Here is an 18,945-nt window from a genome sequence, read left to right on the forward strand (position 1 = left end):
AAAAGCACAAAGGCATAGGTAATTTAGCAGCCTAAGAAAGACTACATACGTATCATTTCGATATTGTAGGGTATTGATTGATAATGTAGGTCGCGACGCAATATTGAAACAAACGATGCGCTTATTTAGCTGTTACGCTGAGTGTTTTTTGTAAAAAATAACTCGTGTAGCCCTGCGGCATATTCGGTAGTTCGCCAAAGACTGCGTAACCGAGCTTGATATAAAAATCCAAGGCCTGAAAGCTTGTCGTCTCTAAGCGAATATTCAATGTATTTTTTGAGACTGCGTACCGCTCCACGTGAGCCAGTAATTTTGTCCCCCAGCCCTCTTTGCGTATTGACTCATCAAGCCAGAGCCCTTGAATGTGTAGCCAGTTCCAGTGTATTTCACCCAGAACACCACCCACGACTACGTCCTTATCATCTTTCACAAAAGCGGCGATTTTTTCTCTGAATACAGTACCGGTAAAGCTTTCATTGTACTGCGTAAGGCCATATTTTAAAGTCTCAAAATCACACGCTGTAGGCGGCAAAACCTGCGTCAACCTCATATCACAACACCCACCTTTTTATGTATTTAGCGCTAAGCTATTTCGCCTGTTGCCTCTTGATGTACAATAGCTGCCCACTACTTTAGCCAACACCTTATTTTATGACTACTCGCGGTACACTTTACACTGTCTCTGCGCCCTCTGGCGCGGGCAAAACCAGCCTTGTTAAAGCCCTTATCGATACCACTTGCGGCATCCAAGTATCTGTTTCTCATACTACACGCGCCATGCGCCCGGGTGAGCACAATGGCGTTAACTACAACTTTGTGAGCCAAAGCGAATTTATCAGCATGCTCGAGCACAGCGCTTTTTTAGAGCATGCACAGGTGTTTGATCATTACTATGGCACCTCACGCCAATGGGTTGAAGACACACTAGCAAAGGGCCAGGATGTCATTTTGGAGATCGATTGGCAAGGTGCTGAGCAAATCCGTAAACTCGTACCGCACACTCGCGGTATTTTTATTTTACCGCCAAGCCAAAGTGCACTACGTGAGCGACTCAACAATCGCGGCCAAGACCCTGAAGAGATCATTGAGCGCCGCATGCGCGATGCCAAAAACGAAATGACACACTATATTGAAAGCGACTACCTGATTATTAACGACGATTTTGACGTTGCACTGGCTGACTTTAAGGCCATTATCCACGCTGAGCGCCTAACCCAAAGCAAACAACAAAACCGCCATCAGGCACTATTAAGCCGTTTACTCGCTTAAACTCAGCCGCGCCGCCGCGCCAAACAGGCCAAAGCGGCTACACTCAAATAACACAACATGCGTAAAACAAACGTTATTATGCCGCTAGCTCGAGCAATTGCTCTCTTTTACAGCGAGTTACAATAAACAAGCACTGCCAAGTGTCATTGCGTACTTGTTCTTATGGCGACATTTCCGTAGAATTACGCCCCATTTTAAGTTTGCTACAGTCGTTTTTATTCGAATAGAAATGAGCTGGCACTTGCTTATAAGCTAAAAATCATGCACATTTAAGCGCTACGTTTTGAGCGCCTAAATGTGCTTCAACGCACATTCATTGGCGTACTCGATCAGGAAAACACCATGGCTCGCATTACCGTAGAAGATTGCTTAGAACACGTAGATAACCGTTTTGAATTAGTGGTTGTTGGCAGTAAACGCGCGCGCCAACTCGCTGTTGGCGGCAAAGACGCATTAGTTCCCGAAGAAAATGACAAGCCTACCGTGATTGCTTTGCGCGAAATCGAGCTCGGTCTTATCAATGCGGGGATTTTGAGCGAGCCCGATACCGACAACCAACCCTTGATGAAGCACGATCTTAATTTAGAGATTCCTCATCACGATTAAAACCGACCCCGGAGGACAACTTTGCTCACTATAGATTCACTCAGCCACAGGCTGTCCTCCTACCTTGAGCCCGAGCAAATTCGGGCGGTAAAACGCGCCTACTACTATGCCGAGCAAGCCCATACCGGCCAATACCGGCGTAGTGGCGAGCGATACATCACCCACCCGCTTGCTGTTGCCAACATTCTTGCGTCCATGCACATGGGCTACCAAAGCCTTATTGCGGCCATGCTGCACGATGTTATCGAAGATACCAGCATCGGCAAAGAGGCTATCGCCAAGCAGTTTGGCAAGCCTATCGCCGACCTCGTCGATGGCGTCAGTAAACTCGCCAAAATAGAATACGAGTCGCAAGCCGAGAAACAGGCCAAAAATTTTCAAAAAATGGCCATGGCCATGGCACATGATTTACGTGTTATTGTGGTTAAGCTCGCCGACCGCTTACATAACATGCGTACACTCGGCTCGCTAGCACCAGCAAAAAAACGGCGTATCGCCAAAGAAACACTCGAAATTTACGCTCCCATCGCGCATCGCTTAGGCATGAACGACCTACGGATTGAGTACGAAGACCGCTGCTTTACAGCCATTTACCCACTGCGCGCATCACGCCTGCAAGCCGCTCTTAAACATGTGCGCGGCAACCGCAAAGCACTCGTTGAAAATATTCAAGACGCCATCGAAAACCGCTTACAACGCGAGGGGATTCCCTCACTGGTGATTGGCCGCGAAAAGCATCTTTACAGCATTTACAGCAAAATGCGTAATAAGAAAAAGTCTTTTAAAGAAATCATGGATGTCTATGCCTTCCGCATTATTGTAGAGGACATAGATACCTGCTACCGCGCATTAGGGGCCGTACACAACCTATACAAACCAATGGCTAGCGAATTCAAAGACTATATTGCCATCCCTAAAATTAACGGCTACCAAAGTTTACACACTATTTTAATTGGCATGCACGGCGTGCCCATCGAGGTGCAAATACGCACCAAAGAAATGGACGAGCTCGCCAGCCGAGGCATTGCGGCACACTGGCTGTATAAATCGGTTAACGGTAAAGACCACGGCGGCGAGTCGCAAGCCCGTGTCGACCGCTGGATTCAACGCATTCTCGAAATTCAACAGCACGCAGGCAACTCGCTGGAGTTTATCGAAAACGTTAAAATTGATTTATTCCGCGACGAGGTGTACGTATTCACCCCCAAAGGCGCCATTGTCGAGCTCGCCTCGGGCGCAACACCCGTTGATTTTGCCTACAGTGTGCATACCGACATTGGTAATGCCTGTGTCGCATGCCGTATTAATGATCGCCCTGCGCCACTGTCACAGCCACTGCAAAGCGGCCAGAAAATTAAGATCATTACCTCGGAGTCTTCACAGCCCAACCCTAACTGGCTCAACTTTGTGGTATCGGCCAAGGCTCGCACGGCCATCCGGCACTACCTCAAAACCCAACGCCACATCGAGTCGGTTGAACTAGGTCGCCGCATGCTAAGCCGCGCACTGGCCAATAACAATTTATCGCTTGAGGCGATCACCATCGAACAGCTGCAATATGTGCTAGATCTCAATAAACTGGCCACACGTGACGATCTTTATCAAGATATTGGCCAAGGTAAAATTGCAGCGATCTCAGTGGTTCAAGGGCTTCACCCTAATGCCGAGCAAACCCATACTAGCGCACCCATCACCGTAGATTCGCCCGACGGGCTACTGATTAAATTTGCCCGCTGTTGCCGCCCTATTCCTGGTGACCAAATTTTAGGGCACTTTAGTACCGGCAAAGGGATTGTGGTGCACCGCGAAACCTGTAAAAACATCGGCGACTTACGCAGTAAAGGCGAAAACATCAATGCGATTGATTGGTCCAATAACGTCAGCGGCGAGTACTACACCGACATTCGCGTTGAAGTCAATTCCGAGCGTGGCATTATTGCAAGCCTCGCCACTCGTATCGCCGAAACACGCACCAATATAGAAGGTATTCAAGTGGCCGAACGCGATGCCGAGCACAGCGTGATTACACTGACGATCGCCGTAAAAAACCGCAAACAATTAGCCGATGTAATGCGTCGAGTACGCACAATGCGCTCGGTAGGCCTTGTTTATCGCGGTAAAAATTAATGCGACTGTGCATACCCGCGCCCAGCCGTTTCACAATAATCAAACGCCTAACGCGCGCTAACTGCGCCGTTACCAGGGCATGACTCGCTACGCTTAGAACCTTAGAATCTTAGAACCTTAGAACCTTAGAACCTAGCGCTTACAGTATCTTTAGAACACAGGACTTCCTATGACCAACAAAGCGATTATTTCGACCGAAAAAGCCCCTCGCGCCATTGGCACTTACTCCCAAGCGATTAAAGTCAACAATACTGTGTACCTTTCGGGCCAAATACCCCTCATTCCAGACACTATGGAAATGGTACAAGGTGACTTTGCTGCTGAAGCGCATCAAGTGTTTAAAAATCTTCAAGCGGTCTGCGAAGCCAGCAATGCTCGGTTAGCCGATATTGTTAAGCTCAATATCTATCTCACCGACCTAAGCCACTTTGCCATTGTGAATGACGTCATGGCGCAATATTTTCAAGCGCCTTACCCCGCCCGCGCTGCAATTGGCGTCAGCCAACTACCTAAGGGCGCACAAATAGAAGCTGATGGTATTGTAGTGATCTAACACCATCACACCGTCATGGCCCGTTACTTAAATGACCATGCCGCCTGTAAAATAACCGCCTACAAAACCTCGAAAACAGCGAAGTTCAAAAAACAAACAACCGCCTAGAGCCCTTACCGGACTAAGCTTAAGCACATTTATCCACAGCTAGTTCTAGCTAAAACTGAAGATTATTGTGTATGAAACTCCCCCCTCCGCAGTTGGTCATTTACGATCTTGACGGCACGCTTATCGATAGCGTACCGAGCATTGCGCTCGCCCTCAACAATACCTTACAACAAGCTCTTATGCCCCGCGTGAGCGAGCAACAGGTTCGCCTCTGGGTGGGCAACGGCAGCCTCATGTTAATCCGTCGAGCACTTGAAGCCCTACAGGCCGACCTTAAACAACTTGATCGTATTCATCAGCATTTTTTAGATCATTACGGGAGACAAGTGCAAAGCAGTCCTGACGCAGCCGCTTCTAGTACGACAAGCAGTACATTTGCGGGAACACACGAGCTCATGGCCTTATTTAAGCGCCACGGTGTGGCTCAGGCCATCGCTACCAATAAACCGCAACAATTTGTACCGGCTATCTTAAGCGCCGAGGGCTTAATGCCTTTTGTCAGTGCTATTGTAGGCGGCAATAGCTTGCCAGAGTGCAAGCCTAGTCCTCTGCCATTGTTAACCTTATGCTCGCGCTTTCACTGCCCGCCCAGTCGCGCCTTGATGATTGGAGACAGTACAGCCGATGCGAAAAGCGCACAACATGCCGGTATACCTTGCTGGCTTGTCGAGCAAGGCTATGCTCAGGGTATAGACCTGCAACAACTTGGCGCGCAAAGCGTTTTTAAAGACACACGACAATTACTGCATTATGCTACGCAGCTGATGAGTTAAACCCGCTATTAACAAGAGGATATACCTATGCTCAACCGCATTATCATAACCGCTGCCCTAACTAGCTTAGCGGCGCCTACTGTGTTGGCACAAAGTGATGCACGCTTTGTGTGCACCAAAAATGATACCACTCGCACCATTAAAATTAATTATGCCGGCGATGCGCCAGTGCCTTGCAGTGTCAGCTACCAAAAAGGCACCGCTAGCGAGCAAGTCTTATGGGCTGCCCAAAACAGCAAGGGTTATTGCGAAGAAAAAGCCACTGCCTTTGTCGAGCAGCAGCGCAACTGGGGCTGGGAATGCGGCGATGCAGAACTTGCGCTAAACACAGAAGAACAGCTCGTCGATGACATGGCAAAAGAAGCGCAATAACCCATCCGGTATGCCAAGAAACCGCACTGAATAGCACCACTCATAGCCTGCTGTTCAAAGGCGCCAGTTATCGCCTAATGCCGCTGAATACGGCACCTAGTCGCTAGCAACAAATAAATAAAAAAAAGACTTTACAGCGATTCACGTTGGGCTTAATCTGCCTGCAATCTAACCAGCCCTGTTCCTAGGGCTGCTTTTACAGGTGTTTAACACCATGTTTAAAAGTAGGTCTACAACGCCGTTGTAGTATTTAGGCTAGTCCTTAGCCTTAAATTATTCTTAAAACTCTTACTGACATTTTGCTCAAGTGCCTTTGCGTCTGCCTGTTTTGTGCTAATGCCCGCCCTTGCGCTAGGACTTTATTATGCGTATTGCTGTACTCTCTCGTGGAGAAAACCTGTATTCCACCCGCCGCCTAAAAGAAGCTGGCGAAGCGCGTGGCCATACCGTTGATATTATCGACACACTGCATTGCTACATGGATATCACCCAAAATCGTCCCGCAGTACGCTACAACGGCGAAGAGCTTCCCTTGTATGATGCGGTGATTCCACGCATTGGCGCCTCAATTACTTTTTACGGTACCGCCGTTGTTCGCCAATTTGAAATGATGGGCACTTTTTGCGTGAACGAGTCGGTTGCCATTAGTCGCTCACGCGATAAATTGCGTTCGCTACAACTATTATCACGCAAAGGTGTCGGCCTACCGCGTACTGGTTTCGCCAGCAAACCCGATAAAATTAAAGACCTTGTTAAAAATGTAGGCGGCGCGCCTTTAGTGATTAAATTGCTCGAAGGTACGCAAGGTATTGGCGTCGTCTTAGCCGATACCAACAAAGCCGCCGAGTCTATTATTGAAGCCTTTATGGGCTTAAAAGCGAATATTTTGGTGCAAGAATATATCGCTGAAGCTGGCGGAGCTGATATTCGCTGTTTTGTGATTGGCGATAAAGTCGTTGCCGCCATGAAGCGCCAAGGTGCTGAAGGCGAGTTTCGCTCTAACTTACATCGAGGCGGTAGCGCTACACTCGTCAAGTTAACGCGTGCCGAACGTGCAACAGCCGTTAACGCTGCCAAAGTGATGGGGCTAGGTGTATGCGGGGTGGATATTTTACAGTCTAAAAATGGCCCGGTTGTCATGGAGGTTAACTCTTCGCCAGGTTTAGAGGGTATAGAAAAAGCCACGGAGCTCGATGTTGCCGATCTTATTTATGCTCATATCGAAACCCATGCAAAACCCAACAATACCCGCACGCGCGGTCAAGGCTAATTCGCTAAACACGCGGCTTTTCGTTACAGATTAGCCGTATCATGCCACAACAGTAATGCTTAAAACAGAGTTTACACAATCCATGAAAACATTGATTATTGGCGGGCACACCATTGCCCCTGATAGCACACAAAAAATCGATATTCCCGGCATTCGCTTATATACCGATACCGATGTTGCCATGCCGGTTTATGTCATTAGAGCCAAAAAAGATGGGCCGACTGTTTTTGTCAGCGCTGCAGTACATGGCGATGAGCTCAATGGCATCGAAATTGTGCGTCGCCTCATCAATTTAAAAAGCCTTAAATTAACGCATGGCACATTAATTTTAGTCCCTATTGTGAATATTTATGGTGTCCAAAACCAAAGCCGCTACATGCCAGATCGTCGCGATTTAAATCGCTGCTTTCCAGGCTCGGCCAAAGGCTCACTCGCCGGTCGTATGGCGCATACTTTTTTAACCGAAATTGTTCAACACTGCGACTACGGCATAGATTTACACACTGGCGCTATTCATCGCTCAAACTTGCCACAGATACGCGCCAATCTAGAAGATCCTGAAACACTTAATTTAGCCGAAGCTTTTGGCGTACCGGTTTTATTGAATTCTAATTTACGCGATGGCTCATTGCGTGAAGCCGCCGTCGAGTCGGGGACTAAGATTTTATTATATGAAGCTGGCCAAGCATTACGCTTTGATGAGCTATCGATTCGTGCAGGGGTCAAAGGGATTCTCAATATTCTGAATCATATCGGCATGGTCAAACGTAAAGGGCCACAAAAAAAGATACAGCATTTTATTGCTAACAATAGTGTTTGGTGCCGCGCGAATGAAAGCGGCATCGTGAACAACCTCAAAAACCTAGGCGATCAAGTGCAAAAAGGCGATATTCTCGCCACTATTGGCAGTCCTTACGGCGAGATTTTTGACCATGTAACTACACCGCGTGCTGGGATTATTATTGGCAAACAAAATATCCCTCTTGCTCAGGAGGGTGAGGCAATGTTTCATATCGCCTATTTCTCTGAACCCGATGAAGACATCGCCGAGAATATCGAAAAAATGCAAGACACGCTATTAGCCAGTAACGCGCCTAATGACAACTCGCATATTTACGGCATACAGCAACCATAAGCCCGTCAGTATACCGATTTCAACAGTGACCATATCAATGACAATAACACTATCCTTTCAGCAGGCCAAACTATGACAAAAACACACTCTAAAGGAGCCACACCTGCAGCGCCCGAGCCTAAAATGATTATTGGCAGCCTAGAAACCTGCAACTTGCCCGAATTAGGTATTAATAATTTGGAGATTCGCGTAGACACTGGCGCACAAACATCATCATTACACGTTGACAATATCACGCGCCTAAAACAAAACGGCAAACCATTTGTGCAATTTGATATTCACCCAGACATTTATAACATTGATGAGTTAGTTACTTGCTGTACACCTATTTGTGATATCCGCCGTATTAAATCATCAAATGGGGAGTCACAAGAGCGCTATGTGATTAAGACGCTATTGGAGCTGGGCGAACAAAGCTGGCCCATAGAAATCACTTTGACCGATCGCTCTGACATGAGCTACTTGATGCTATTTGGCCGTGAAGGCATGAGCCATAAAGTCCTCGTCGACCCCTCCCAAACCTTTATGCTCAGTAGCTAAATAAAGCCCACCTACAAGAAGTCATCCTTGCGCGATCTAGAGCCAAGGATGGCAACCACATATACAACAGCTGATGACAAGCACTATCATTAAAAGATAACTATTCAGAAGCACCGAAATTGGGCATGTAAAAATCATTGCGCTGATATGCCCAGAAAATAATCCATCATCAACACCCTATCCAATGAAATTTTTCAGCTTGGCTGAATAGTTACCCCAATATTTACATAATTGTTTGCGGCGCGGTCGAGCCGTTGACTAAAGCACTTAGGCTCTACTCATCTTATCACTGTGAATTTAATTGCTGCGCAGCGCGGTCATAGGCTTGATTTTGCCTATCGCGCGCACGATTCAGGGCGTCTCGCTTGCGATTAAGTTCATCGCGTTGTTGGTTGCTACGCTGTTCAATACGCTGACCTTCTAAATCTAACTCGCGCATTTGCCGATTAAAATCTTGCTGCATGGCTTCGCGCTCACGATTCAAGCGTTCGTGCGCACGCTGCCTGTTACGCTCACGTTCACGCTGTGAAAATTGCTCATCATAATCAGGTTCGGTATGCTGCCAACGTGGCTCCTCAAGTGGCTGGTGATCGTTAGCTGACGCGCCTGCACCCCCAGTAGCTGCCGCTGTAATAATGATCACTCTAAGCCAGTGAGCAGGTATTTTTGGAGATATCATCATAATCAAAACTCTCATTATTTAGATCGTAGGCCCTTAAGTTATGACAAAACAGGGCGATGTATTATAAAAATGTCAGCTCTCACCCTATAAAAACAAGGTAACTCTCAACCAAACTGAAAACCCCCTCCTGATAGGGTGCTGACGGATTATTGACCGGGCGTTTAAGCGTCGGCCCTACCCATATAAGCACGCACATAATAGCGCCAGTGTCATTGTGCCGTCATATTTTGGCGCTACCGTAACTTATAACGAGTCGCAATTATGCACCTTGTCATATAAAAACAGCTTAACAAAGGTCTAATTATTCCAATGTCAGATAAAATTACCGGAAGCGTCAAATGGTTTAACGAAAGCAAAGGCTATGGCTTTATTAGTCGTGATAACGGAGCCGATTTGTTTGTGCATTTTAGTAGTATTCAAGGCACTGGTTTTAAAACACTAAAAGAAGGGCAGGCGGTCACTTTTACCGAGGGTGTAGGCCAAAAAGGCCCACAAGCAGAAAATGTAGAGCCAGTCTAACTCTTGCTAAACAAGCGTACAGCAATCGCTGACTGACTCTTAAGTGATTTAACAGTCAGAGCCTGATAAATGCGGGCACAAAAAAACCGACTGCGAAAGTCGGTTTTTAAGTTGATTGACGATACATTATAGAGACCTTAACAGCGAGTCTATCGCTGCGCTCTTATCAGTCTAATAATGATTTTTTAAAGGTCACAAACCGTGGCGATTCGGGATTACTCATATCATATAAAAAGACAAATTCTTGCCCCAAGCCCGCTTTTGAAACTTTGACTTGGTAGGTACGGCCAGCCACCCGAAAACGTGAAGAGGCTTGATGAATTACAGCGTCAGCACGGTATTGCTGAGCACCTAAATATTTGAACATACCGTAATCGGTACCATCGGCGCCACGCAAAAACAAATTGACGCCACTGCTGCCGCCCGCACCACCAGACGCTAGCTTCGCTTGCATCCGTTGCATCTCAGCTTTGGCGCGTGCGCGTGCACTTTGTGTATCATCTTCAGCCATGACATCTTCAGCCGCAACCTTAGTGCTGGTACCTTTTGCTTGCGCCAATGCTAACTCGGCAGTTTGCGCACGCTCTATAGCAGATGTTGCACGCTCCTCAGCTTGCTCACGCTTTTCAGTTTCATTAAGTGCCACCTGTCTCAAGCGGTCATTTTCACGCTGTAAAGTTTCTAAGCGACGCTGTAGTAGTTCTTCGCGCGCGAGCACTTCACTCTTAAGGTTTTGTGTATTTTGCTCTGTATTTTGGGCTTGGCGCGTTTTATTGACGCTGCTATTGAGTTTAGCAAGCTCACTTTTTAGCGCACCTAATTTAGACACGAGCTCCTCTTCTTTGGCTTCTAGGCGAACGACCGAAGAGATGCGCGATTTAATGCTTAAGTCTGCTAGCTCAATGCGCTGCTCGGCATTGCGTAAAAACTGCTCGTTTTCAGGGGTCGGCGCAGAGGTATAACGCTCTTGCGCTTGCTTGAGTTCTTTTTGTTTTTGCGCTAGGTCATTTTCGTAAGCTTTGAGCTTGTCTTGTGAGGCTTGGCGGCGTAATTTAGCAAAGCCAATTTCTTTCTCTAAGTACTCGGCTTCTTGCTTTTTATCCTCGAGCTGCTGGCCAAGCTCTGTTGCGGTAATTTGTGCGTGAGCGGTTACATTGACTAGCCCAAATGCAATCGCAACACAAAGCAGTGCCTTCTTTAATTTATTCATAATAATCTTCATTCAGGCCTTTAATCGGCAGTTTATGTATCCGCAGTTATTGTACAGTAAGGTAATAAACCTCAACGTGTCAAACATCGAATGTACATATTAGTATGTTGGGTTTGGTCACATTTGCCAGTAATCGCTGCACTATTTTACGTAATTTACGCCTAAATCCACTGCGTACCGGCAAGGCACCAACCTGCGCCCATGCACAATTTTGACCTAGCTTGGCGGGTCAATACGCCCCGAGTCAGACGTATTCACTCGAAACCAACCGGCTATAGAATAGCGATCGCGCGTCGCTGGTAGCACCTCGTGCGGAAACTCTTCGCTCAAAAATACGACAACTTTAGCAAAACTAGGCACAACTTGAATACCCTTTTGATCCTCGCGATCACGATAGAGCACAAGCTCACCTCCGCAGGCCTCATCCCAATCACGATTTAAGTAAACCACTAAGGACACTGTGCGGCTCGCTTGCCCTTTAAAGGCATCAATATGGCGCCTATAAAAGTCACCTGCACGATAGTGCGCAAAATGACTCTCAAAAGAAAACAACCCCAAAAATAATCGCCTATTGAGCGCCTGCTGTAGTTGCTCAGCCCACTTTAACCACTCACCATCAACACTCACATCAGCGCTATCAAGCCAGCGAATACGATCACTGCGCACAGCTTGGTTATGCTGATGACTCTCGTGCCTACCAATACCTGCACGCTCGAATGCTTCTGGGGGTAAGCTTGTCATACGAGCATGTAATTTTTTGGCTAACGCCAATGGCAATGCATTAGCTTGTACACTAAAGCCGTGCAGGTAAACCTCTGTAGCAATAGCATCAAAGCGCGCACTATCAACATAGGTATTATCAACATGGGTATTATCAAAACTAGCCTCACTGCGGCTAGCACTATCAAAACAAGAAGAACGTGACATAAATACCCTAGCACATTAAACACAAATAAGAGCTGAGTTATACCTGCAATCACTAGGTAGCTCAACCTATTCACCATCGTCATCATCAATAATACTCAAGGATAAAAATGATAGTCCAGCCAAACAAAAAATCTGCATGCCCAACGGCATAAAGAAAATAATCGCACCACTGTATATCCACAAGTCGCGCACATACCTTTTGCGCTCACCATCACTGTGCGCTTGACAGCGCCGGTGCTCATCGCTGTTTTTTTTGTTACCCATGTCGCCCCCCTTAATGCTAAGACTCAAGCAGGCTAAGCGCTTAAATGTCGCCATCACCTGAAGTGTAGTCATAACCTAAGCGGTAGCCATCACATCAACCAAAGTAAAGCCTGAGTATCAACATTTATGGACTTTAAACCACAAACCCGCAATCATTAAACTCGCGGTATGCAGTAACGGGGCATCCAGATGTGCAAGAAACTGCTTTGCCGATAACTTAACAACGCGAATATCTTCGCTCTCAGCCGCAACACCATGTATGCCCTCTACTTGGGTAGCATCGATTTGAGCATAAAAGAGGGTTGTCTTCTCGGTACAAGCCCCTACCGAGCCAAAGTAATTCCCGATAAATTCTAGCTCGCCCACCTGCGCACCGCTTTCTTCTTCTGCCTCTCTGCGGGCAACATCCTCCAAACTCTCCTCTGGCTCGACCATGCCTGCCACCAATTCGGTAAGCCAAGGGTTGTCCTCATGTATAGCGCCCGCCCTAAATTGCTCAACTAATACAATTTCATCTCTCGTAGGATCGTGTAATAGTACCGCCACCGCATGGCCGCGCTCCATGACTTCACGCACCACAGGCTGGCTCATGCCCCCTCGATGTAAACTGTGCTGTAAAGTGTATCTATTGAGCTTTAAAAAACCGCTATATAAGCTCTTTTTATTTAGTACGGTAAATTTTTTATTATTCACGCCATTCACAATCGGGCTCCTTTAATATTGGCTAACAACTCAGTAGCTTTCAAAATCATAATGGGGGCTTTATTACCACGAATTACCCAATTCTGACATAGGGGCGGGCTAGCTCGCACCACACGTACCAATAGTATTTACAAAATTAAAATACGGCTGCACGACAACGGCCGGACAAGCGCTTTCCGGTGGGTATTGCCCCTGTTCAATAATCGCCCGAATAGCGGTACTGCGTATAGACTTTTGCTCTTTGGCAACCCAACGCCCCCAGCGCAAGTCAATATCTTCACTTTTATAAAACTTGGCCCACGTAGCCGCTGCAGCATTATCTGGCCCTACCACAAATGTTAATGTACTACGGGGCTCTATGACCTCTATGGCTTCAAGTACATCAAAGGTATAAATAGGGACACCAAAAGGTTTTTGCGCAGCAATTTTTTGTTCAATATCACTGACCTCAACACGCGCGCCCCAGCCTGCATACACCCTCAGCGCCTCAACCATCGCAAGCCTTAAAGTAAAAGGAGCCATTTTTTTGCCAAATGCATGGGCAAAACTGGGCACCAATATAACGCGATCAAATAAAGTCAGTGCCTGCTCAACAACATTTGCATGCCCCATATGCGGCGGGTTAAAAGCCGAACCCAATACTGCAATTCGATGACTCATGTTTAGTACTTCCTATGCGCTTGATTACCACTTAGCTCTCACTCTCGCAGATGTAACAACTGCTCTGCAATAGCTCTAACTCATATGGCGCTGCTGGCGCTGTAATGATTTGTTTTTACTCACAGGCTCTACATGCTGCACCGCATACAAATTAAGCCCCTCAAATACGCTCTTTAATTTTGATGCGCTATAGTCTTCTTTTAATTTAGAAATCACCAAGGCATGCTTTTCAGGAAACAAGGCTTCTATCGCCTGCGAAAAAAACTCATAAAGCTTTTTAAGGCTAATATTATGGCTTTGCCCTGTTTTATCATAAATCCATTGTGTGATGGCCATAAACTCATCAAATGGTTTATCTGATAAGACGTGAGGCAGGGTATATTTAAATCGCCCTGAGTTACCAATCATATCCCAGTAGCGCGCAAAGCGATTGATTTTTTGCATTGTCGAAAATCCGACCCTATCAGTACTTAATATATTAAACGGTGGCAATGGATTGAAGCGTAAATCAAAAGCTTTGGTATGCCGAATAATAGGACTGCCCTTTAAACGCTTTAATATACCCAATTGTATTTCATGAGGACGGCAATGATATAACTGATTAAAGCTCTCTTTAAAGGAATCGAATGTTTCACCGGGCAGCCCAAAAATAAGATCAGCATGGATATGCGCAGAGGTATTATCTCTAAGCCAGATCAAATTATCTTTTGATTTAGTGTTGTTTTGCTTGCGACTAATATTTGCTTGTACTTCGGTATTAAAAGTTTGTATACCCACCTCAAATTGCAGACTCCCCACGGGGAATTGCGCCAGTAATACTTTTAATTTATCGGGTAAATGATCAGGTACAACTTCAAAGTGCAGATAAAGATCATCCGTCATTCTCTCTAAAAAAAACTGCATTATTTTTATTGTAGTTTTGATATTTAAATTAAAAGTTCTATCAATAAACTTAAAATTACGTGCACCTCGTTGATACAGAATTTCCATCTGCTCAAGAAATGACTCTAATTCGAATGGCGTAGAGGTGGTATCTAAAGCTGACAAACAAAATTCACATTTAAACGGACAACCACGCGATGCCTCGACATAGAGCAAACGATTTTTTAAATCGTCATCGGTATAATATTGATAAGGCAATGCTATGTCTTTTAATGGTATTGGCTTTGATTTAAGTATTTTTTGATCTGGCGCTGCATCATTGATAATACTCTTACACAGCGCATAAAAACTAATATCTGCAGGCCCAGTTAATACATAATCAGCGCAGTTAACAATCGCTTGATCCTGCGTTTCATAGCTCACCTCTGGACCACCCAAAATAATTTTAATCTCAGGGGCAATCACTTTTAATAAATTAACAACATCGGTAGTTTCACTAATATTCCATATATATACACCAAAACCAATAATATCAGGCTTAGAAGCTAATATTTGCTCAACAATATCCATTGCACGGGTTTGTATAATAAACTCTTTTATTTCACAAAAAGCTTGCAACTCTTTGAGATTAGCATAAAGATAACGCAAGCCAAAACTGGTATGAAAAAAGCGAGCATTGAGCGTAGATAGCACAATTTTCGGCGCATCTTGATCTATACGATGGCTCGCGGGTACACGCTGACCAACAGTGTCAGGCTTTATTACTTCTTCACAAACCTCTTGTAAAGAAATATCTTGCGCTAACGGTATCTGTACAGCTACATATTCGGAATGGTATTCGGGATGCTTGCTTTGCTCGGCCATACGGAGTGACACACCTATAAGAATAATGCCGCCATTATACGACGCTTGTTACAGTTATTCAGCAAGCTTCATCGTGCGCTGGCAATCGCGTGCAATGCCTGTCGCCCCCAAACACGTGCATCGTCGCCGCGAGCGATTCATAATTGCCAAGTAACGGCACCATCTTTTAATTGGCATTGCGAATGCTTATCCACAATAACGGTGATTTTTTAGTTTTAATAAAAAACGACGCCCACTGAGTACAGTGTGTACTCAACAATCAACACAACTACGAGGCAAAATAAATACCACGCCTACTACAAAAGCAACCGCTGAAGCCTCCAAATTCACCATACATTACCAGCTAAGCGTGCAAAAATCGTTCTCATGAAAAGAAAACACAGATAAAGACTATCGGGTCAAACATTAATGAAGGCTCATTGTGCGGTACACTAGGCAACTATAACCCGCACAAAAACCAAGCACTTGATGATGTTGATTGCAAACAGTCAGTTTATTAGCGTGCTTTGTGCGGCAACCAATACATTTTAACCACCAACAATACATTTTAACACCAACATAAGTCAGGATTAAAAAGGGCTATATGAGCAGAGAAATCTATCCAATCGGCACTCCGGGTAAAGCTTGGGGCGAAACCGAAAAAGCGCAATGGTTGGCCAACCAATCAGTAAAGCGGGAGTATAAAATTGAGGTACTCGATAAAATTATGCCGTTACAAAAGCAATATGATATCGTGCAGTACGGCGCCTTACCCTACGATGAAAACCGTTATCCACTATATGCCATTAAAACCAAAAACTGGAACCCATCACTGCCTAATATCATGGTCACAGGGGGTGTACACGGTTATGAAACAAGCGGGGTACAAGGCGCCATTGAGTTTGTTCACACTGAACTTTCTCGCTATCAAGCTCACTTCAACTTTATTGTACTGCCGTGTATTAGCCCGTGGGGATACGAGACTATCAACCGCTGGAACCCTCTCGCCCTAGACCCTAATCGCTCTTTTTATGTTGACTCGCCCGCCCCTGAATCTGCACAAGCGATGGCTTACATTCAGTCACTAGGCATTGATCTGTTGGCGCATTTTGATTTACATGAAACCACCGATACCGATAATTCTGAATTCAGGCCGGCACTCGACGCCCGAGACGGTACGCAGAGTCAAATCTGGGCGATTCCCGATGGCTTTTACGGCGTCGGCGACTCATCAAACCCGCAACCAGCATTTCAGAAAGCCATTATCGATGCGGTAGAAAAAGTTACCCATATCGCTCCCCCCGACCCTGACGGGAAGTTAATAGGTGCAAAAATAGAGCAAAAAGGCGTAATTAACTACGATAAACGAAAGCTCTTTTTATGCGGTGGTTTTGCAGGTGGGGAGTTTGTGACAACCACCGAGGTGTACCCCGATAGCCCTCGCGCTAACGCACAAAATTGCACATTAGCACAAGTAGCCGTGATTACTGGCGGGCTAGATTATATATTGAGTCAAAATTAACGTAACTATTCAGAGATACCGCAATTGGGCACTGATGAATCAGTGTCCTAGCTGGTGAATTTTTTCGGTTTGGCTGAATAGTTACAAGTTAACACACTAAAAATCACGTAGTAGCTAACACCCGCTAGTGCAAGTGAGCATAAATTTCTTCGGCCAGATTACGGCTTATACCCTCCACCTTAGCGAGATCCGCAACGCTGGCTTTGGTGATTTCTTGTAAGCCGCCAAAGTGCTTTAGCATATCGCGGCGGCGCTTGGGGCCGACCTTGGGAATATCTTCTAATGTCGAGCGACTACGCTTTTTATCGCGCGCCGCTTTATGCCCTGTGATGGCAAAGCGGTGCGCTTCATCGCGTATTTGTTGGATTAAATGTAAGGCAGGGTTATCACTCGATAACACTTGCTCGGTATTGTCTTGCGCAATTAAAGTTTCAAAGCCTGGCTTACGCGTTGTGCCTTTTGCGACACCAAAGAGCACCATGCTGGTAATACCCAGTTCAATCATCACCTCACGCGCCTTGCTTAGCTGCCCTTTCCCTCCGTCAATTAATAATAAATCGGGTAAATCAGCACCTTCCTTTTGCAATCGAGAATAGCGACGTGTTAAGGCTTGCTCCATTGCAGCATAATCATCACCCGCTGTAATGCCTTCAATATTAAAAATACGATAGCGACTTTTAACGGCGCCTTCACGGTTAAATACAACACAGCTAGCCTTGGTGGCCTCGCCACTGCTGTGACTAATATCAAAGCACTCTATCCAACTGGGTACCTCAGGTAAATTCAATGCTTGCTGCAAACTCTCGAACCTGGCAAGGGTATGCTGCTGCTGACCCAAACGGTTGCGTAAATTTTGTGTGGCCGCCTCGATCGCCATAGCCACCCAGCGGGCGCGATGTGTACGTACGCTATGGTTAATAATCACCTTGTGGCCACACACATCACCAATGACTTGCGCCAAAACGCCTGTCTCTTCGATACGGTGGCTAATCACAACTTCTGTAGGCACGTCCATTTTACGCCCACCTAAATACAGCTGCGGTAAAAACTCAGCAATAAGCTCACCATGACTCTCATCTAGCTTATTGTGCAAAAAATAACTTTTACTGCCGAGCATACGGCCATCACGCACAAATAAAACATGCATGCACACCTGCCCAGCTTCAGTGCTACATGCCACTATATCGGCGCTACCTTGGCCTGCATCGACCGTATTTTGCGCCTGTACACTGCGCAGTGCAGTAATTTGGTCACGGTGCAACGCCGCTTCCTCAAAGGCTAAATTGTGTGAGGCACGCTCCATACTTTGCACTAGCTCGTTATGTAATAATTCACTGCGGCCTTCTAGAAAGAGCTGTGTATGGCGTACATCTTCGCGATAATTTCTTTTACTGATGGCCTCTACACAAGGGCCGGTACAACGACCAATTTGATACTGCAAACACGGCCGAGTACGGTTTTTAAAAACACTATCTTCACATTGGCGCACTCTAAATGTTTTTTGCAAAAAAGATAAACTCTCGCGAACCGCCGAGGCATTAGGGAAAGGCCCGTAATACTTACCTTTACGCTTTTTAGCTCCGCGATGCACACCAATACGCGGGTATTCATCAGTGTCCGATAAAAATATATACGGATACGATTTATCATCGCGCATCAAAATGTTATACGGCGGGCGCTGAGCTTTGATTAAATTTTGCTCTAACACCAAGGCTTCGGCTTCGCTAGGGGCTACTGTAATCTCGATATTGGCAATGCGCTTAACCAGCGCCTGTGTTTTAGGTGTCAGTCCTTCAGCTTTATGAAAGTAACTAGACACTCTATTTTTAAGGTTTTTGGCCTTACCCACATACAAAATTTTGCCGGCGACATCAAACATCTGATACACGCCGGGTGCTGTGGTTAAATTTTTTAAAAAGGCTTTTACGTCAAAAGGGTTCGACATAATAAAGACCGCACTACTGCAAATAATAAAGTAAGT

20 protein-coding genes are annotated in these 18,945 nt (G+C 45.9%); 11 read left to right on the forward strand and 9 right to left on the reverse strand.

The features are described 5' to 3' along the window. Positions 1–121: 121 nt before the first annotated feature. Entirely contained in the window at positions 122–550 is a 429-nt protein-coding gene (locus AC438_RS04460) for a GNAT family N-acetyltransferase (protein WP_053980067.1), read from the reverse strand. A gap of 101 nt (positions 551–651) precedes the next feature. Between AC438_RS04460 and gmk the strand changes: the two genes are divergently transcribed. From gmk to AC438_RS04505, 9 genes are all read left to right on the forward strand, one after another. Then, positions 652–1,269 (forward strand): guanylate kinase, encoded by a 618-nt coding sequence (gene gmk / locus AC438_RS04465; protein WP_053980068.1) that lies wholly within the window; start codon positions 652–654, stop codon positions 1,267–1,269. 342 nt (positions 1,270–1,611) lie between these two features. Beyond that, positions 1,612–1,875 (forward strand): DNA-directed RNA polymerase subunit omega, encoded by a 264-nt coding sequence (gene rpoZ, locus AC438_RS04470; protein ID WP_053980124.1) that lies wholly within the window; start codon positions 1,612–1,614, stop codon positions 1,873–1,875. A gap of 21 nt (positions 1,876–1,896) precedes the next feature. After that, a complete protein-coding gene (locus AC438_RS04475) occupies positions 1,897–4,002 on the forward strand; it encodes a RelA/SpoT family protein (RefSeq protein WP_053980069.1) in 2,106 nt (701 codons plus the stop codon). Between the two features lie 169 nt (positions 4,003–4,171). After that, positions 4,172–4,555 (forward strand): RidA family protein, encoded by a 384-nt coding sequence (locus AC438_RS04480; protein ID WP_053980070.1) that lies wholly within the window; start codon positions 4,172–4,174, stop codon positions 4,553–4,555. A gap of 179 nt (positions 4,556–4,734) precedes the next feature. Then, positions 4,735–5,436, forward strand: a complete 702-nt coding sequence (locus AC438_RS04485; RefSeq protein WP_053980071.1) for an HAD hydrolase-like protein — start codon at positions 4,735–4,737, stop codon at positions 5,434–5,436. A gap of 27 nt (positions 5,437–5,463) precedes the next feature. After that, positions 5,464–5,808 carry a hypothetical protein gene (locus tag AC438_RS04490; protein WP_053980072.1) on the forward strand — a complete coding sequence of 115 codons (345 nt, stop codon included), beginning with the start codon at positions 5,464–5,466 and terminating at the stop codon, positions 5,806–5,808. 364 nt (positions 5,809–6,172) lie between these two features. Next, positions 6,173–7,078 (forward strand): 30S ribosomal protein S6--L-glutamate ligase, encoded by a 906-nt coding sequence (gene rimK, locus AC438_RS04495; protein WP_053980073.1) that lies wholly within the window; start codon positions 6,173–6,175, stop codon positions 7,076–7,078. Between the two features lie 82 nt (positions 7,079–7,160). Continuing rightward, positions 7,161–8,213: a succinylglutamate desuccinylase/aspartoacylase family protein gene (locus AC438_RS04500; protein ID WP_053980125.1), complete on the forward strand. Its 1,053-nt coding sequence runs from the start codon at positions 7,161–7,163 to the stop codon at positions 8,211–8,213. A 72-nt stretch (positions 8,214–8,285) separates the two neighbouring features. Beyond that, positions 8,286–8,753, forward strand: a complete 468-nt coding sequence (locus AC438_RS04505) for an ATP-dependent zinc protease family protein (protein ID WP_053980074.1) — start codon at positions 8,286–8,288, stop codon at positions 8,751–8,753. A 286-nt stretch (positions 8,754–9,039) separates the two neighbouring features. On the opposite strand, the gene AC438_RS04510 is transcribed toward AC438_RS04505, so the two are convergent. Continuing rightward, positions 9,040–9,435 carry a hypothetical protein gene (locus AC438_RS04510; protein WP_053980075.1) on the reverse strand — a complete coding sequence of 132 codons (396 nt, stop codon included), beginning with the start codon at positions 9,433–9,435 and terminating at the stop codon, positions 9,040–9,042. Positions 9,436–9,744: 309 nt separating this feature from the next. Between AC438_RS04510 and AC438_RS04515 the strand changes: the two genes are divergently transcribed. Continuing rightward, the gene (locus tag AC438_RS04515; RefSeq protein ID WP_053980076.1) at positions 9,745–9,954 is read left to right on the forward strand and encodes a cold-shock protein; all 210 of its coding nucleotides are present in this window, start codon (positions 9,745–9,747) and stop codon (positions 9,952–9,954) included. Between the two features lie 166 nt (positions 9,955–10,120). Here the strand turns inward: AC438_RS04515 and AC438_RS04520 are convergent, their stop codons facing one another. From AC438_RS04520 to AC438_RS04545, 6 genes are all read right to left on the reverse strand, one after another. Then, complete coding sequence (locus AC438_RS04520; protein ID WP_156316995.1) at positions 10,121–11,164, reverse strand: coiled-coil domain-containing protein; 1,044 nt, start codon at positions 11,162–11,164, stop codon at positions 10,121–10,123. Positions 11,165–11,380: 216 nt separating this feature from the next. Then, a complete protein-coding gene (locus AC438_RS04525; protein WP_053980078.1) occupies positions 11,381–12,091 on the reverse strand; it encodes a 2OG-Fe(II) oxygenase in 711 nt (236 codons plus the stop codon). Positions 12,092–12,157: 66 nt separating this feature from the next. Further along, positions 12,158–12,355, reverse strand: a complete 198-nt coding sequence (locus tag AC438_RS04530) for a hypothetical protein (RefSeq protein ID WP_156312484.1) — start codon at positions 12,353–12,355, stop codon at positions 12,158–12,160. A 117-nt stretch (positions 12,356–12,472) separates the two neighbouring features. Continuing rightward, the gene (locus AC438_RS04535; RefSeq protein ID WP_053980080.1) at positions 12,473–13,057 is read right to left on the reverse strand and encodes an NUDIX domain-containing protein; all 585 of its coding nucleotides are present in this window, start codon (positions 13,055–13,057) and stop codon (positions 12,473–12,475) included. A 99-nt stretch (positions 13,058–13,156) separates the two neighbouring features. Continuing rightward, positions 13,157–13,717 (reverse strand): adenylyltransferase/cytidyltransferase family protein, encoded by a 561-nt coding sequence (locus AC438_RS04540; protein ID WP_053980081.1) that lies wholly within the window; start codon positions 13,715–13,717, stop codon positions 13,157–13,159. 75 nt (positions 13,718–13,792) lie between these two features. Beyond that, positions 13,793–15,463 carry a B12-binding domain-containing radical SAM protein gene (locus AC438_RS04545; RefSeq protein WP_053980082.1) on the reverse strand — a complete coding sequence of 557 codons (1,671 nt, stop codon included), beginning with the start codon at positions 15,461–15,463 and terminating at the stop codon, positions 13,793–13,795. Positions 15,464–16,046: 583 nt separating this feature from the next. Here AC438_RS04545 and AC438_RS04550 point away from each other — a divergent pair. Next, positions 16,047–16,964, forward strand: coding sequence for a M14 family metallopeptidase (locus tag AC438_RS04550; RefSeq protein WP_053980083.1), 918 nt, complete (start codon positions 16,047–16,049; stop codon positions 16,962–16,964). Positions 16,965–17,088: 124 nt separating this feature from the next. On the opposite strand, the gene uvrC is transcribed toward AC438_RS04550, so the two are convergent. Continuing rightward, positions 17,089–18,909, reverse strand: coding sequence for an excinuclease ABC subunit UvrC (uvrC, locus tag AC438_RS04555; protein ID WP_053980084.1), 1,821 nt, complete (start codon positions 18,907–18,909; stop codon positions 17,089–17,091). Positions 18,910–18,945: the final 36 nt, after the last annotated feature.

The sequence above is a fragment of the Marinagarivorans algicola genome, assembly GCF_001292705.1.
Taxonomy (GTDB): Bacteria; Pseudomonadota; Gammaproteobacteria; order Pseudomonadales; family Cellvibrionaceae; genus Marinagarivorans; species Marinagarivorans algicola.

What these genes read in the sequence shown, in the direction of transcription:
- AC438_RS04460 (WP_053980067.1), bottom strand. Translation starts at nt 550, where the DNA reads ATGAGGTTGACGCAGGTTTTGCCGCCTACAGCGTGTGATTTTGAGACT.
- gmk (WP_053980068.1), top strand. Translation starts at nt 652, where the DNA reads ATGACTACTCGCGGTACACTTTACACTGTCTCTGCGCCCTCTGGCGCG.
- rpoZ (WP_053980124.1), top strand. Translation starts at nt 1,612, where the DNA reads ATGGCTCGCATTACCGTAGAAGATTGCTTAGAACACGTAGATAACCGT.
- AC438_RS04480 (WP_053980070.1), top strand. Translation starts at nt 4,172, where the DNA reads ATGACCAACAAAGCGATTATTTCGACCGAAAAAGCCCCTCGCGCCATT.
- AC438_RS04485 (WP_053980071.1), top strand. Translation starts at nt 4,735, where the DNA reads ATGAAACTCCCCCCTCCGCAGTTGGTCATTTACGATCTTGACGGCACG.
- AC438_RS04490 (WP_053980072.1), top strand. Translation starts at nt 5,464, where the DNA reads ATGCTCAACCGCATTATCATAACCGCTGCCCTAACTAGCTTAGCGGCG.
- rimK (WP_053980073.1), top strand. Translation starts at nt 6,173, where the DNA reads ATGCGTATTGCTGTACTCTCTCGTGGAGAAAACCTGTATTCCACCCGC.
- AC438_RS04500 (WP_053980125.1), top strand. Translation starts at nt 7,161, where the DNA reads ATGAAAACATTGATTATTGGCGGGCACACCATTGCCCCTGATAGCACA.
- AC438_RS04505 (WP_053980074.1), top strand. Translation starts at nt 8,286, where the DNA reads ATGACAAAAACACACTCTAAAGGAGCCACACCTGCAGCGCCCGAGCCT.
- AC438_RS04510 (WP_053980075.1), bottom strand. Translation starts at nt 9,435, where the DNA reads ATGATGATATCTCCAAAAATACCTGCTCACTGGCTTAGAGTGATCATT.
- AC438_RS04515 (WP_053980076.1), top strand. Translation starts at nt 9,745, where the DNA reads ATGTCAGATAAAATTACCGGAAGCGTCAAATGGTTTAACGAAAGCAAA.
- AC438_RS04520 (WP_156316995.1), bottom strand. Translation starts at nt 11,164, where the DNA reads ATGAATAAATTAAAGAAGGCACTGCTTTGTGTTGCGATTGCATTTGGG.
- AC438_RS04525 (WP_053980078.1), bottom strand. Translation starts at nt 12,091, where the DNA reads ATGTCACGTTCTTCTTGTTTTGATAGTGCTAGCCGCAGTGAGGCTAGT.
- AC438_RS04530 (WP_156312484.1), bottom strand. Translation starts at nt 12,355, where the DNA reads ATGGGTAACAAAAAAAACAGCGATGAGCACCGGCGCTGTCAAGCGCAC.
- AC438_RS04540 (WP_053980081.1), bottom strand. Translation starts at nt 13,717, where the DNA reads ATGAGTCATCGAATTGCAGTATTGGGTTCGGCTTTTAACCCGCCGCAT.
- AC438_RS04545 (WP_053980082.1), bottom strand. Translation starts at nt 15,463, where the DNA reads ATGGCCGAGCAAAGCAAGCATCCCGAATACCATTCCGAATATGTAGCT.
- AC438_RS04550 (WP_053980083.1), top strand. Translation starts at nt 16,047, where the DNA reads ATGAGCAGAGAAATCTATCCAATCGGCACTCCGGGTAAAGCTTGGGGC.
- uvrC (WP_053980084.1), bottom strand. Translation starts at nt 18,909, where the DNA reads ATGTCGAACCCTTTTGACGTAAAAGCCTTTTTAAAAAATTTAACCACA.